The organism is Leeuwenhoekiella sp. H156, assembly GCF_052218455.1.
GTDB lineage: Bacteria > Bacteroidota > Bacteroidia > Flavobacteriales > Flavobacteriaceae > Leeuwenhoekiella > Leeuwenhoekiella parthenopeia.
On sequence record NZ_CP197499.1, the window covers coordinates 2,954,337 to 2,970,337 of the forward strand.

A 16,001-nucleotide genomic window follows, 5' to 3' on the forward strand; every position below is an offset into this window, starting at 1 on the left:
GAACATATCATGAATTATATAGTTTGTGAAGAACCCGGAACCTTTTTATTAAAAGAACAGGATATTCCGAAGCCGAAAGCGGGAGAGTCGCTGCTGCGCATCCGTAAAATAGGTATTTGTGGTACCGATATTCACGCTTTTGGCGGAACCCAGCCGTACTTTAATTACCCGAGAGTTTTGGGTCACGAGCTCGCAGCTGAATATGTACAAGGTAATGCCGCCGGTTTTAATACCGGCGATGCGGTGAGTTTTATCCCATATTTCAACTGCGGAAGTTGTGTCGCCTGCCGCAACGGGCTGAGCAATTGTTGTACCTCGATTAAGGTTTTTGGGGTACACATTGACGGCGGTATGGCTGAGTATGTAGTTGTACCTGATGGGTATCTGCTGCACGGCGAGGGTCTTGATTTTGATGAGCTCGCGCTCGTGGAGCCTCTCGCCATTGCTGCTCACGGGGTGCGACGGGCAGGAGTGCGTGAGGGAGAGACGGTTTTGGTAATGGGAGCAGGCCCTATTGGTATTGGCTTGATTCAGTTTGCGCAGCAGGCAGGAGCAAAGGTCATTGCCCTTGATGTCAACGAGCACCGTCTTGATTTTTGTAAAGACGAATTGGGTGTCTGGCAGACTTTAAACCCGATGAATACTGATGTTATGGAGCGTTTGGCAGAAATCACAAACGGCGATATGCCTACAGTAATCATTGATGCAACTGGTAATCGCAATGTGATGAACAGCGCATTTCAATATCTGGCCCACGGTGGCCGCTACGTTTTGGTAGGCTTACAAAAAGGCGAACTAAGCTTTAGCCATCCCGAGTTTCACAAGCGGGAATCTACCCTGATGAGCAGCCGCAATGCTACCCGCGAAGATTTTCAGTATGTCATTGAAAGTATCAGGAGCGGTACCATCAACCCGAAAAAATACATCACACACCGTATCGCTTTTAAAGATTTGCCATCGGGCTTTGAGGCTTTGTTGGCCCCTGAAAATAACGTGATTAAAGCTTTGGTTGAAATCAATGACTAATCTTGCATTATGATTATAGACACCCATCAACACTTTTGGCAGTACAACCCCGTAAAACACAGCTGGATTGATGACGAGATGGCTGTAATACGCCGTGATTTTATGCCTCAGGATTTAAAACCGGTTTATGAGGAAAACAATATCACCGGCTGTATCGCAGTACAGGCAGATCAAACCCTTGAAGAAAACACGTTTTTACTGAATCTTGCTTCTGACTATGATTTCATCAAAGGTGTAATCGGTTGGGTTGATTTTCAGAGCGATTCGGTGCAGCAGGATCTGGAGTATTATGCCGAAATGCCTCTGATGAAAGGCTATCGCCATGTCGTGCAGGCCGAGGCTGACAACTCGTTTTTACTGCGAAAAGCTTTTTTAACCGGAATCTCAAAGCTGAAAAATACCGGAGCGGTGTATGAAATTCTTGTTTTTTCGCATCAGCTTCCGGCAGTGCTCGAATTTGTAAAGCTTTTTCCCGAGCAGCAATTTGTGATCGACCACATCGCAAAGCCCTACATCAAACAAGGCTATATTGATTCATGGGCTTTGCTGATGAAAGCCATTGGCAGTTACGAGAACGTAAGCTGTAAAATATCGGGTTTGATTACCGAAGCCGATTATAAAACCTGGAAACCTATAGATTTAATGCCCTATATGAACGTGGTTTTGGAGGCTTTTGGTACCAATCGAATCGTTTACGGTTCAGACTGGCCGGTATGCCTGGTTGCCGGAAGTTATGCTCAGGTTCTTAATGTAGCCAAAGCCTTTTCAGGTCAACTTTCTAAAGACGAACGCGAACTTTTTTTCTATAAAAATGCCCAGCGCATTTATACAATTTAATCGATGAACTTAAACTTAAAAGATAAAATTATTGTGGTAACCGGTTCTGCCGGAATGCCCGGAAGCATTGGTCACACCATCATTTTTGCACTAGCTGCAGAAGGAGCAATCCCTGTTTTGTTAGACCGAAATGCCCGCGGGTTTGAGTATGAAGCCCGGTTGCGGGAACAGGGATTGGATAGTACATTCTATCAAACCGATCTTTCCGACGCTGAACAAATAAAAAAATCAATAGAGCAACTTTCGGCTAAATATGGGCGAATAGATGCTATTATCAATAATGTGGGCGTAAATGACGGCGTTTCGCTCGAAGGTTCGCTGGAAGATTTTATGTATTCGCTGAAGCTAAACCTCGTTAGTTTTTATGCCACCGTAAAATATGCACTGCCCTTGCTTAAAGCAAGTAAAGGAAACATTTTGAACGTAGGTTCTAAAGTGGCAATTACCGGTCAGGGCGGGACTTCTGGCTATGCTGCCGCTAAAGGAGGCGTACTGGGATTAACCCGCGAATGGGCGGTAGATCTCATTAAATTCGGCATACGCAGCAATGCACTTATCATTGCCGAAAGCTACACACCGGCTTATGAAAACTGGATTGAAACGCTTGACAACGGTGCCGAAAAACTAGAGGCTATTCGCAACACCATTCCGTTAGAAAACCGAATGACTACCACTCAGGAAATAGCAGACACGGCTTTATTCACCATCTCTGAAAAATCATCACATACCACCGGGCAGTTTCTATTTGTCGACGGTGGTTATGTACATCTGGATCGCGCTTTGCTTCCGGCTAAAAACTAAATTATGAATACCAATCAATCAAAAGTTCCGGTAGTGGCCAAATCGGTTTTACTGCCGTTTATTCTCATCACCTCGCTTTTTGCCTTGTGGGGTTTTGCAAACGATATCACAAACCCTATGGTTTCGGCATTTAAAAAAGTGCTGGAGCTGGATAACTTTCAGGCTTCGCTGGTTCAGTTGGCCTTTTACGGCGGCTACTTTACGATGGCCTTACCGGCGGCGATTTTTGTAAACCACTATTCCTATAAAAAAGGAGTGTTGCTGGGTCTTGGCCTGTATGCATTGGGAGCATTGCTGTTTTATCCCGCCGCAGCTTATGAAGAGTTCGGCTTTTTTCTCGCGGCGCTATATATTCTGACTTTTGGTCTGGCGTTTTTAGAGACTACGGCAAATCCGTACATCCTTTCGATGGGATCCGAAAAAACAGCAACTCAGCGTCTCAATCTGGCTCAGGCCTTTAACCCGATGGGGGCTCTGCTTGGTTTGATTGTGGCTCAAAAATTCATTTTGGCCTCGTTACAATCAGACGATTTATTACCTGATGGAACCACGGTCTATTCGACACTTGGAGAAGAGGCCAAGGCTGTTGTGCGTACCGCAGATTTGGCGGTGATACGCGATCCGTATGTGTTACTCGGGATTGTGGTTATTGGTTTTCTGGTCGTAATCAGTCTGGTGAATATGCCACAAAACGAGCATCAGGAAAGTAAAGTGAAAATAGGACCATCTATAAAACGGCTTTTCAAGGCCCGCAAATTCACCGGCGGAGTAATTGCACAGGCTTTTTATGTGGGTGCACAAATCATGTGCTGGACCTATTTGTATCAGTATGCAGAATCTTTTGGTATTGAAAATACCGAAGCTGTAAACTACGGGATCGCTGCTCTGGTGGTATTTCTTATCGGCAGATGGGTGGGTACCGCATTATTAAAATATATAGACTCGGGTAAATTGTTGCTGTTTTTTGCCATAGGAGCAGCGCTCGCTACTCTGATTACGATTATGGTACCGGGAATGACAGGCTTAATCGCTTTGGTAAGTATTTCATTTTTTATGTCCATTATGTTTCCTACTATTTACGGAATTGCTTTAGAGGGGCAGGGGGAAGACGCGAAGTTTGGCGCAGCATTTCTGGTCATGGCGATTGTAGGCGGCGCCCTGATGCCCACCCTTCAGGGTTTGATTCTCGATTTGGGTGGAGCCGGTTATACCGATATCAGCATTTTGGGAGTACCTGAAGTCAATTTTTCTTTTATTCTGCCTTTTATCTGCTTCGTGGTTATTGGGATCTACGGAAGAGACGTATATAAGAAATACAATATGAAACTTCAAGGATGAAAACAACCCGATATTGTTTTGCCTGTGATCTCAAAGATGATCAACAGCTCATTGCCGAATATGATGCCTATCATAAGGCGGTTTGGCCCGAAATACTTAAGAGCATCAAAGATGCCGGAATAAGCTATATGGAAATTTACCGCTGCGGCAACCGTCTCTTTATGATTATGGAAACCACGCCAGAATACAATCCCGAACGTAAAAAGCAGATGGATTTAAGCAATCCTAAAGTTCAGGAATGGGAAAACCTGATGTGGAAGTATCAGCAAGCGCTTCCATTTGCCAATGCGGGTGAAAAGTGGATTGAAATGAAGCAAATTTTCAAATTGGCCAATTAGGCCGATCTAATTTCCGATTTTTCAAAAGATAATCCCCGAAGCGAATTGGTCTTCGGGGATTTTTTATTTTAAGATACAGGATTCAATTTTCAAAAAAGTGGATAATGAACATCCCGCTTGCGGGTGCCGAAACCTTTTCGTTAAAAATTTCACACTTGTTTATACCAGCTATGGGTTTATTTTCTTAAAAATTTAAGAACTCCCTGAGCTCATTTTCTTCCCTTTTTAGGAGTGATTTTTTTTATTAGGTAACAAAAAACAGGCTTTTGCGTGTACATGTAACCTACGCCAAAGTATATGTAACACCCTTGTAATAGCGCTTCAGCATTAGCAGATACATTTGTTACGTGTTGTTGTGTTGAGAATATGATAATTATCAACATACGATTTTAGACATTCTATAATAGAGCGTCTTTTTTTAGAATAACCTTAACAGAGTTGAGGAGATCTTGAAAGAAGGCTCAGCTTTCAAAACAGATTAAATCCATTTGTTTTGAGGTGTAGCGAAAAGGGATGTTATGATCTGAATAAACATTTAAATAAATCATAAGAGCCTATTTACGAAATCGATTTCTTAAATCAAAAACAGGAAAGCTAAACTATAATATGAAAATACCGTTGATTAAAACTGCTCACGTTTCAAAGACTTTGATTTTAGGGATTTTGTTCCCATTATTTGCTGCAGCAGCAGAAGAAAGGTCTAATGCCTACTCACCTTACGAGACCAATATAAGTGAACAACAGGTAGCCATTTCGGGTACTGTTGTTTCTGCCGATGATGGTTTACCATTACCCGGTGTTAATGTTATTGTAAAAGGGCAGTCCGGCATGGGTGCCGTTACTGATTTTGATGGTAAGTATACTATTAACGCGCCTTCATCAGAAAGTGTTCTGGTATTCAGCTTCGTAGGTTTTAAAACTGCAGAGCGTCGGGTGGGTTCCAATACTACTATTGATTTGCAAATGGCAACCGATGAAAACGCACTTGAGGAAGTTGTAGTTGTAGGTTACGGTCAGCAAAAGAAAGAAAGCGTCGTTGCTGCAATAGTACAGGCTAGCGGTGAAGACCTGGAGCGTGCCGGTAACGTGCCAAATATTGGTTCTGCATTAGCAGGTAACGTGCCTGGTGTTATTACCACCTCTAGTACCGGTTTACCGGGAGCAGAGGATCCTCGCATTTTCATACGGGGTTTAAGTTCATTCAACAATGCAGAGCCTTTGATTTTGGTAGACGGTATAGAACGACCTATGAATACCGTTGCTATTAGTTCTGTGGAGTCTATATCTGTTTTGAAAGATGCTTCGGCGACTGCAGTTTATGGGGTTAGAGGCGCAAATGGAGTTATACTTATTACGACCAAACGCGGAAAATCGGGTAGAGCTGTGTTGCGTGCGCGATTAAATACTACTGTAAAGACAGCCTCTAAACTTCCGGGCAAAAAGGATTCCTACGATACCTTCTTAGTGCGTAATCAGGCTATTGAAAACGAACTTTCTATTCGTCCCGAATCATGGGGTGCGTATATGTCTCAAGATATTATTGACAAATACCGTTTTCCGGCAAATCTGGCAGAGAGCGAGCGCTATCCTAACGTAGATTGGGATGAAGCACTGTTTAAAGATTTTGCACCTGCTTACAATGCAAACTTAAACATAAGTGGGGGATCGGACTTTGTAAAATACTTCGCCGGAGCTGATTTTCAGTACGAAGGCGATTTGATTAGAGAATATAACAACAGCAGAGGATACCAACCGGGTTTTAACTACAATCGTTTCAACGTACGTACAAATTTGGATTTCCAGCTTACACCAACAACAGTACTTAAAGTAGGACTTTCAGGTTCTTACGGGGTACGTAAAACGCCGTGGAATTTTAATGGAAACCAATATGTTTATTGGATTGCTGCCTATTCTACTCCACCAGACATTTATTTGCCGCAATATTCTGACGGAACCTGGGGTTACGATGCGCCATCCGGTGGAGGTGAAGGAAATGCAATTAGAAATTTGGCAATTAGCGGGGTACAATATCTTACGACCACTCAGTTACAAACCAACTTTACTCTGGAACAAAAATTAGATGTAATTGCTAAAGGATTGACTTTTAATGGGACAGTCGCTCTTGATAACACCTTTATCGAAGCCAACCGGGGGGTGAATGATTTGTTTAACGATCCTCAGGAAAAATGGATTGATCCCACAACCGGGATTGAAACCTTTAGAAGAACGTATGATGCAAATACCGGTTTTGATTACGCACAGGGAGTGCGCTGGACAGCTCAGGGTGGTGGTGTAAACGATGGAGCATCCTACCGAAGATTATTCTATCAAACACAACTTAATTATACCACTACAATAGAAGACAAGCACGACGTAACCGCGATGGGCCTTTTCAATAGAAATGAATATGCTACCGGTAGTATTTTACCTTTTTATCGTGAAGACTGGGTATTTAGAGCTACTTACGGTTACGATAACCGCTATCTTATTGAATATAATGGAGCCTATAACGGGTCAGAACGTTTTGCTGCAGGTAAGCGCTTTGCGTTCTTTTCTTCAGGTGGTGTTGGCTGGAACATTATGAATGAAAGTTTTATGGATAAGGTTGATTTTATTAACAACCTAAAGATCAGAGCATCTTATGGTCAAATAGGAGACGATAATATTGGAGCCCGATTTTTATACCTTACTTCGTGGGGGTATGGTGGGCAGTCCCGTTTGGGTGTAACCGGCGAGCAGGCTGAAGCCAGCCCGTATGTTTGGTACAGAGAAACCCAGGTGGGTAACCCGGGTGTAAGCTGGGAATCGGTAAAGAAAACAAACATAGGACTTGACTATGGCTTCTTTAATAATGCTATAAGCGGAAGTGTTGATTTCTTTCGTGATGACCGTGTAGACGTATTAGTAGGAGGTGGTGACCGTGCGATTCCTGATTATTATGGTACAATTGCGCCTGTGGCTAATTTAGGTCGTGTCAAAAACGAGGGTTATGAACTAGTACTTAATCTTAACCACAATTTTACACCAGATTTAAGGGTGTGGGCAGATTTGAACATGACACACGCCGAAAACGTTACCGTTGATCGTGATGATGCAGAGTTGGCACCAGCATATCAAAAGCGTGAAGGTTATGCGATCAACCAGGCCCGTACCTTTATTGATAACGGTTTCTACAATACCTGGGATGAACTCTACGGTACTACACAACATAATACAAACGATAATCAAAAACTTCCGGGAGGATACCAAATCATAGATTTTAACGGAGACGGAGTTATTGATGATTTTGATCAGGCTCCTTATGGTTTTGCCGGAGCCCCGCAAAACACCTACAATGCCACAGTTGGTTTTGATTGGAAAGGCTTTAGTGCTTTTGTACAGTTCTTTGGAGCCAATAATGTTACCAGACAGGTAGTTTTTAACAGTTTGGGTAACCAAAACAACATTGTCTATGACGAAGGCTCCTACTGGAGCAAAGACAATACAAATGCTGATGCGCCGGTGCCCAGATGGGTTTCTACGCCTAACGGAGCAAGTAACGGTTCCCGCTTTTTCTACGACGCATCTTATGTGCGTTTAAAGAATGCTGAAATAGCATACACCTTTACCGCAGATTCAAAACTACTGAAGACCTTCGGCTTTGATAGCCTGCGCCTCTTTTTGAATGGAAATAACCTGTACGTCTGGACCAAAATGCCAGATGATAGAGAATCAAACTTTGCAGGTACAGGATGGGCTTCTCAGGGAGCCTACCCAACCGTAAAGCGATTCAATTTTGGATTGAATATCACCTTTTAAAAATTGTTATTATGAAAACGTTTACTAAAAATTTAATTAACTATTGCCTGGTGATTGTTTCTGTTTTGATGGTGACCTCGTGCGAGGAATACCTTGATAAGGAACCTGAATCAATCATTTCAGAAGAAGAAGCTTTTAAGAACTTCAGAAACTTTCAGGGATTTACAGAAGAGTTATACCACTGTATTCCCGATTTTTCTAATGCTTACTGGACCAATTCCTGGAACTGGGGCGATGATGAGATCACTTCGGCAGACATGAACTTCCATGTCATTCATAAGTTTGACGATGGTAATTTTTGGGGTTGGCAAAGTGAGTATGACGGTTGGGGTGCATCCTGGTTAAATCAGGCAGATGCCTCAAGAAATGACGACCGGTTCCAAAAGGATTTATGGAGAAACGGCTGGTACGGTTTACGTAAGGTAAATTTAGGATTAGAGAATCTTGATCTACTAGTAGATGCAACACCGGAGGAACGTGATTTTATAAAAGGACAACTTTTATTTTTTAGAGGATGGTTCCATTTTCAAATGATCCAGTATTTTGGAGGTCTTCCTTACATAGATTATGTACTTCCCAGTGATGAACCTTTACGTTTGCCGCGCTTAAGTTATCATGAGTGTGCAGATCGAGCAGCTGCAGACCTTAGAGAGGCTGCAAATCTGTTACCGGTAAACTGGGACGGTACTCAACCGGGTGCTGCAACCAGTGGTAAAAATGACCTGAGAATCAATAAGATCATGGCGCTGGGTTATTTGGGTAAAAATTACCTATGGGCTGCAAGTCCGTTGATGAATTTAGAATCTACAGGCTCTCGCCAGTACAACTCAGATTATGCTAAGAAAGCCGCAGATGCTTTTGGTGAATTGCTATCTCTTGTTGAAAGTGGAAGTACTCAGTACGATCTTATTCCATTTGAGCGATATAGCGATAATTTCTACACTACCGGTCAGGGATGGAGAATTCCGGGAGGTACCGAAGCTATTTTCAGAGGACCTTATTTCGGTGCAAATGGTTCTAACTGGGGTACCAGTAAGCAATATCAGCCAGCAATTATACAGGACGGCAGCAACTTCATGCCTACTGCAAACTATGTCAACTTTTACGGTATGGCCAACGGTTTGCCTATTGCAGACATTACTAAACCAGATGCCGTATCCGGTTATGATCCCGAATACCCATGGAAAGATCGTGATCCTCGTTTTTACCACGACATCATTTTTGACGGCGTTAAGGTTGTGCAGGGTGCTATGCCCGCAGACGTAGAGCAGCATCGATTTGCCAACTTATATTCTAAAGGTAGTTATCGTGATGTAAGTACCGGTAGTCGCTCCGGGTTTTTGAACTACAAGTTTATACCGATTACGGCCAATAGATATGATGATGGTTTTAATTATGGAGCAAACCTAAACCTGCATTTACCCTGGATGCGCTTGTCTGATGTATACCTGATGTATGCTGAAGCTGCTGCTCAGGCTTATGGAAGCCCCAACGGGAAATCAGGAAATTTTTCAAAAACAGCTATCGAGGCGGTAAATGTTGTGCGTAATCGCGCGGGTGTTGACCCTGTAAGATTGGGTGTAGGTGCTGTACCGGCCGGCATAGACGGCTTTATGAGTGAGGTGCGCAGAGAGCGTGCTGTAGAACTTTCTTTTGAAGGTCACCGTTTTAATGATTTAAGAAGATGGTTGCTACTTATCGAAAAACCCTATACGCTTAAAACAGCCCTGGAGTTTGACCGTGCCGGTAACTTCGACGCTGAAGATCCAACCGCAAACCGTGTACTAAATATTAGAGAAGAAGTAATTCTGGAGCGTGATTATTCTACAAAGCATTACTGGCTTCCTCTGAAAAATTCGGATGTAAATATTTATCTGGAGTTTAGTCAGAACCCGGGATGGTAATTTCATAAGACCGCACTTTAATTAAAATAATCCAAACGAAATACTAAATGAAATACTTACGAACAAAAATTGTCTTGTTTGCTTTAATTGCTTTGACTTCGCTTAACCTAACCGCTCAAAGCGAAGAGCAAATAGTCGTTGAAGCCCGTATTTTGGATGCATCCGGTGAGCCGGTTCAAGGCGCTATAGTTCAAAATAAGCAAGAAGATGTTTTTGCAATAACTGATGAAACGGGGCAATTTACAATTTCCGTAAACCCGGGATCATTTCTCCAAATAACTGCAGAAGGTTTTAAATCTATTTCCATAACTGCAGATGAATATCAGGAAGACATTGTTCTGGTTAAAGGATCAAACAGTGAAGTGCAGATTGCATTTCAGAAGGTCGAAGAAGGTGAGATTGTTGCAGGGGGTACTTCACACATTAATCTTCCGGAAATTCTGGACAAAAATTACACAACGTATAGTTTGGATGGTTTAAATGCCTTCATAGGAGGCTTTAATGGCGGTAACATCTGGGGAATGGGAAACTATCTCGTTTTGGTAGATGGAGTGCCGCGAAGTGCGGGAAGTGCTTTACCTGTTGAAATTGAACAGGTTACTTTTCTGAAAGGGGTAACGGCAGCTGCCTTATACGGTAGCCGTGCCGCTCAGGGTGTAATTCTTATTACCACCAAACGCGGAGAAATTGGTAAGCAACAGATCAGTGCGCGTGTAGATGCAGGTTTATTTGTTCCGAAGCGATACCCGCAGTATCTGGGTTCTGCAGAATATATGACTTATTATAACGAGGCCAGAGCCAATGATGGGATCTCAGCATTGTATTCAGACGAGGAAATATTTAATCACGCATCAGGTAGTAATCCATTTAGATACCCCAGTGTCAACTTTTACAGCGATGAGTATTTAAAGCCCGTTTATGAACGTTACGATGCTACCGTTGAAATTTCAGGCGGAAATGAATCAGCACGTTATTATACCGATATCGGCTTTTTTAGAACCGGAAACCAAATTGATTTTGGTGAGGCCGTAAACAATAAGACAGAGCGGTTTAATGTAAGGGGTAATGTCGATTTAAAATTAAATGACTGGATCTCTGCATCATTAGGGGCTAATGCCATTTACTATAGTGGTAGAGGCGTTAATGCAAATTATTGGGGAAATGCAGCAACGGTAAGACCTAATCGTTTTTCACCGTTAATTCCTTTAAGTTTTATATCTGAGGGTAACGAAACCGCCAGAATCCTGGCTCAAAACAGCTCAAATATTATCGACGGCAGATTTTTGCTTGGAGGTTCTCAAATTGATCAGACCAACGCTTTTGCCTCTATTTATGCAGGGGGTTACAATACTTTTACCAGCAGGGAATTTCAATTCAATACCGCTATAGATGCAGATTTAAACCGGGCTTTAAAGGGATTGACTCTTAACACTACCTTTGGTGTAGATTATTCAACTTCATACAATCAGTCTTACAACAACCAGTATTCGGTTTATGGAGCAAATTGGATAAATGTAAACGGACAGGATGAGATCGGAAGCTTAATTCGATATGGTGAAGATGCCAGAACCGGTATTCAAAACATTAGCAATAGTTTCTATCAACAGACTATCTCATTTTCCAGTCAACTGAATTATGAAACTGAATTGGCCGAAAATCACAATCTTTCAGCAATGTTGGTGGCAGGAGGATGGCAACAGACCCTCTCCGGACAGTATCACCGCATTAGCAGTGCTAATTTAGGTTTACAGCTGGCTTACAATTACAAAAACAGATATTACGTACTCTTTAATGAGGCAGTTGTACATTCTGCCCGATTTGCTGAGGGCCAGCGCACAGGATATTCACCCACAGCTACAGTCGCGTGGAAAATAGGACGCGAGCCGTTCCTGGAAAATTCTTCAATCGTAAATGACTTAGAGCTTTCGGTTTCTGCAGGGGTATTGAGCACCGACTTGGGATTAGTTGATTTAAATGCTAACCAACCTTACAATAGATATTATGCTCACGAGACTATCTATTCTCAAACGGAAGGAGCCTGGTTCAGCTGGAGGGACGGAGCGCTTACGCGTTCAACCAATTCGCTTCAGGCAGGAAATCCCGAACTTACTTTTGCCAGAAGAAAAGAAATCAATGTAGAACTTAAAGGTTCACTGTTTAATAATTCGATCAGCTTTCAAACCGCATTTTTCGCAAACCGAATGAAAGGAAACATCATTCAGCCCGGAGTGTTGTATCCCAATTACTTTCAAACCGGTTTTCCAGCAAGTTCGTTTGTTCCTTATATAAACTACAATAACGATGATCGTATTGGTTTTGATTTTGATATTACCTATTCTAAAACTATTGGTAGCATCGACTGGACTGTAGGTTTAGCAGGTATCTACTACGATACAAAGGCATCGCAGCGAGCAGAATTATTTGAAAATGAGTATCAAAACCGCGAGGGGAAACCTATCGATGCGATGTTTGGTCTACGCAGTGATGGCTTCTTTAGTTCAGACGAAGAAGTTGCAAGTGCTCCCAATCAGGATGCCTTGGGAGGTAGAGGTACAACTGCTGGTGATATACGTTATGTAGATCAAAACGGTGATGGAATCATTAATAATGAAGACGAGGTTTATCTGGGTAAATGGGGCTGGAGTGGCGCACCGCTTTCAGCAGGAATTCATCTGAGTGCCAAATGGAAAAACTTAACCTTCTTTGTTTTGGCGACCGGTCAAACGGGTGCACATGCAATGAAAAATGGTTCGTACTTCTGGATAGACGGTGAAGATAAATACTCAACTGTGGTTAGAGACCGCTGGACACCGGAGACTGCTGCAACAGCAACCTACCCCAGACTTACTACACAAAATGGGGAGCGCAACTTTAGAAATTCAGACTTCTGGATGTATAGTACAGATCGCATAGATCTTGCTAAAGTTCAGGTGAGTTATGACATCCCAGCCGGAATCCTGGGTAGCGATTCGTTTCTAAAAAACCTAAACATTTATGTAAGTGGAGCAAACCTCTTTACATTCTCATCAGAGCGTGAGTTGATGGAGCTCAACATAGGTAATGCTCCACAAACGCGATTTTACAACCTTGGCCTTAAAGCGCTGTTTTAATTAATTCTATATGTATCAAAAAAATATGAATACTAAGATCTTACTTTTTCTACTCGCTATTTTAACACTTACAGGCTGCGATGATTTATTTGAACCTGCAATTGAGAATAACCGGGATTTAGATGATGCGTATAATGACCCGACGTATGCCGAAGGATTGTTGCTTAATGCGTATTTAAGAATACCTACTTTAAACTGGTCTTTTGATGATGTAGCTACAGATGATGCGGTTTCTAACGATATCGACAATAACTTTCGTAGAGCAGCTACAGGGCAGTGGGCTTCAAACTTTGATCCGTTTACTCAGTGGCAGCGTTCCCGATCAGCGATACAATATTTAAATATTTTCCTTTCGGAAGCAGATAATGTAGAGTGGGCAACAGATCCCAATATTAATGCCTTATACAACCGAAGATTAAAAGGAGAGGCATACGGACTTAGAGGCCTGCATATGTATTACCTGCTACAGGCTCACGCCGGGTTTGCTAACGGTGAGCTATTGGGAGTGCCCATTATTCTCGAGCCTGAAAATCCTGAATCTGAGTTTAATCTTCCCCGAGCAACATTTAACGCCTGTATGACGCAATTGATGAATGATCTCAATCAGGCAGATGAAATGTTAGCTTTAGATTATGAAGATATAAACGACCCCAGCTTACTGCCTAGTGGTATTACAAACACAAATGACTTCAACCGGGTTTTTGGTGAGCGTGGAAGACAACGGGTAAGCGGCAGAATTGTCAAAGCTTTAAAAGCACAGGCAGCCCTTATGGCAGCGAGCCCGGCTTATAGTGATATAAGCGATATTAGCTGGGAAATGGCCGCAAATTATGCCGGTGACGTACTCACACTTAATGGGGGAATAGGCGGCATTGCAGCAAATGGTCATACCTGGTATACAAATATCGCGGAAATAGCAGCTTTAGGAGGAGGATCAAATCCTCGTGAAATTTTGTGGAGAGGGGATGTTAGTAACAGTAATAACCTGGAAGCAGATCATTTTCCGCCTACATTAAATGGACGTGGAAGACTTAATCCAACTCAAAATCTTGTAGATGCCTTTCCTACGGTTAATGGATATCCCATTTCAAATCCTGCAAGTAATTATGATCCTGCCAATCCCTATACTAACCGCGATCCAAGATTGCGTGCATATGTTCTGGTAAACCGTGCAACTGCAGGTGTAAACGCATCGACTATTATAACAGCTGCAGACGGTGGTACTGATGATGCTTTAAATGAAGAGGCGACTTCTACGCGTACGGGATATTATATGAGAAAATTATTAAGACAGGATGTAAACTTAAGTACGGCAACCACCACACAACAGTTGCATTACAAACCCCGCATTCGGTATACCGAACTTTATCTGATCTATGCCGAGGCTGCAAATGAGGCCTGGGGACCTACCGGTACAGGTTCTTATGCATTCTCTGCTTATGATGTAATTGCCGCAATACGCAGACGTGCCGGTATTACTCAGCCCGATGCTTATCTAGAATCTATTCGCGGGGATAAGAACGCCATGCGCACGTTAATACGCAATGAGCGCCGTCTCGAGCTTTGCTTTGAAGGTTTCCGTTTTTGGGATTTACGTCGCTGGGGTCTGGACCTCACAGAAACTGCTGATGGTGTTTCTATTGTTAACGGCATTTTCAATAGGATTGATGTAGAAGAACGGCAGTACCAGGATTATATGCAATATGGTCCTGTACCTTATCTGGAAACTTTAAAGTTTGATGAACTGGAACAAAATCGGGGTTGGTAAAACTCACTTAAAAAATAATTAGATGACAATGAAAAAAAACATTTTTATAACTCTTTTACTTCTTATCACCCTTTTCAGTTCTTGTGAAAATGGAGAATGGGACTTTCCTGACTACGACTATCAGGTTGTGTATTTTGCCTATCAATATCCGGTGAGAACCATTACGTTAGGTGAAGACATATTTGATACCACTTTAGATAATGAAGGTAAGTGTATGATCATGGCCACGCTTGGAGGGCTTTACGAGAATGAGTCAAATGTGACTGTAGATTTTCAGGTAGATAATGCAATGGTAGATGGTTTTGTATTTGAAGGATCAGGTGAGCCTGTTCTGGCGCTTCCATCAACTCATTACACGTTAGCTGATAACCGTATCGTAATCCCAAATGGTGAAATTGCCGGAGGTGTTGAGGTGCAGTTAACAGAGGCTTTCTTCGCAGACCCTAAATCTTTAGGGCGAAACTACGTGATCCCCTTACGTATGACTAATGCTACTGTGGTAGACACTATTTTATCAGGAGAGCCACAGGTGGCTAATCCACGCCGGGGTGTAGCAACAGACTGGGCGACACAGCCTAAGGATTTTATTTTTTATGCGGTAAAATATATAAATCCTTATGAAGCATTTTACCTGCGTAGAGGTGAAGATGTTATTGTTGGTAAAAATGGTAATACGTCTTTGAATGAGACCATTACCCGTCAGGAGCAGTATGTTAAGGATGATGAGGTGGTTAAGTTAACTTCAACTAGTAGAAGACAGGTACGCTTCCCATTGTCATTACAGGATGGGGCTGGTGTTGATCGAAATATTGTACTGCTTGTAAATATTGATGATGAAGGTAATGCTACAGTAAGCTCCTCAGAACCGAATGAATACACCGCTACAGGGAGTGGCTCCTTTGTAAAGGATGGCGAGAAAAACAGCTGGGGCAGTCAGGACCGTGACGCTCTATACCTGAATTACGAGCTTGATCTGGACGATGTACGCGTGACTTCTACAGACACACTGGTAGTACGAAACCGTGGTGTAACTATAGAAACCTTTACACCCATTTTAGAGTAGGACTTTTTTGACTTTAAA

Annotated in this window: 10 protein-coding genes; all 10 read left to right on the forward strand. The window is 42.5% G+C overall.

Annotated features, from left to right (window positions below):
* Positions 1–9 precede the first annotated feature (9 nt).
* The 10 genes from ACSSS3_RS12685 (at position 10) to ACSSS3_RS12730 (ending at position 15,983) form a co-directional block, all read left to right on the forward strand.
* Positions 10–1,026, forward strand: a complete 1,017-nt coding sequence (locus ACSSS3_RS12685; protein ID WP_442844924.1) for a zinc-binding alcohol dehydrogenase family protein — start codon at positions 10–12, stop codon at positions 1,024–1,026.
* A gap of 9 nt (positions 1,027–1,035) precedes the next feature.
* On the forward strand, positions 1,036–1,863 hold the full coding sequence (locus ACSSS3_RS12690) for an amidohydrolase family protein (protein ID WP_442844925.1): 828 nt from the start codon (positions 1,036–1,038) through the stop codon (positions 1,861–1,863).
* 3 nt (positions 1,864–1,866) lie between these two features.
* Entirely contained in the window at positions 1,867–2,664 is a 798-nt protein-coding gene (locus tag ACSSS3_RS12695; RefSeq protein WP_442844926.1) for an SDR family oxidoreductase, read from the forward strand.
* A gap of 3 nt (positions 2,665–2,667) precedes the next feature.
* Positions 2,668–4,002 carry an L-fucose:H+ symporter permease gene (gene fucP / locus ACSSS3_RS12700; RefSeq protein ID WP_442844927.1) on the forward strand — a complete coding sequence of 445 codons (1,335 nt, stop codon included), beginning with the start codon at positions 2,668–2,670 and terminating at the stop codon, positions 4,000–4,002.
* Positions 3,999–4,340 (forward strand): L-rhamnose mutarotase, encoded by a 342-nt coding sequence (locus tag ACSSS3_RS12705; RefSeq protein ID WP_442844928.1) that lies wholly within the window; start codon positions 3,999–4,001, stop codon positions 4,338–4,340. The genes fucP and ACSSS3_RS12705 overlap by 4 nt, the downstream gene beginning before the upstream one ends.
* 606 nt (positions 4,341–4,946) lie before the next feature.
* Complete coding sequence (locus ACSSS3_RS12710; RefSeq protein WP_442844929.1) at positions 4,947–8,138, forward strand: SusC/RagA family TonB-linked outer membrane protein; 3,192 nt, start codon at positions 4,947–4,949, stop codon at positions 8,136–8,138.
* A gap of 11 nt (positions 8,139–8,149) precedes the next feature.
* Positions 8,150–10,042: a RagB/SusD family nutrient uptake outer membrane protein gene (locus tag ACSSS3_RS12715; RefSeq protein WP_442844930.1), complete on the forward strand. Its 1,893-nt coding sequence runs from the start codon at positions 8,150–8,152 to the stop codon at positions 10,040–10,042.
* A 47-nt stretch (positions 10,043–10,089) separates the two neighbouring features.
* Positions 10,090–13,152 carry a SusC/RagA family TonB-linked outer membrane protein gene (locus tag ACSSS3_RS12720; protein WP_442844931.1) on the forward strand — a complete coding sequence of 1,021 codons (3,063 nt, stop codon included), beginning with the start codon at positions 10,090–10,092 and terminating at the stop codon, positions 13,150–13,152.
* A gap of 25 nt (positions 13,153–13,177) precedes the next feature.
* On the forward strand, positions 13,178–14,920 hold the full coding sequence (locus ACSSS3_RS12725) for a RagB/SusD family nutrient uptake outer membrane protein (protein WP_442844932.1): 1,743 nt from the start codon (positions 13,178–13,180) through the stop codon (positions 14,918–14,920).
* Between the two features lie 28 nt (positions 14,921–14,948).
* Positions 14,949–15,983, forward strand: coding sequence for a DUF5627 domain-containing protein (locus ACSSS3_RS12730; RefSeq protein WP_228230705.1), 1,035 nt, complete (start codon positions 14,949–14,951; stop codon positions 15,981–15,983).
* Positions 15,984–16,001: the final 18 nt, after the last annotated feature.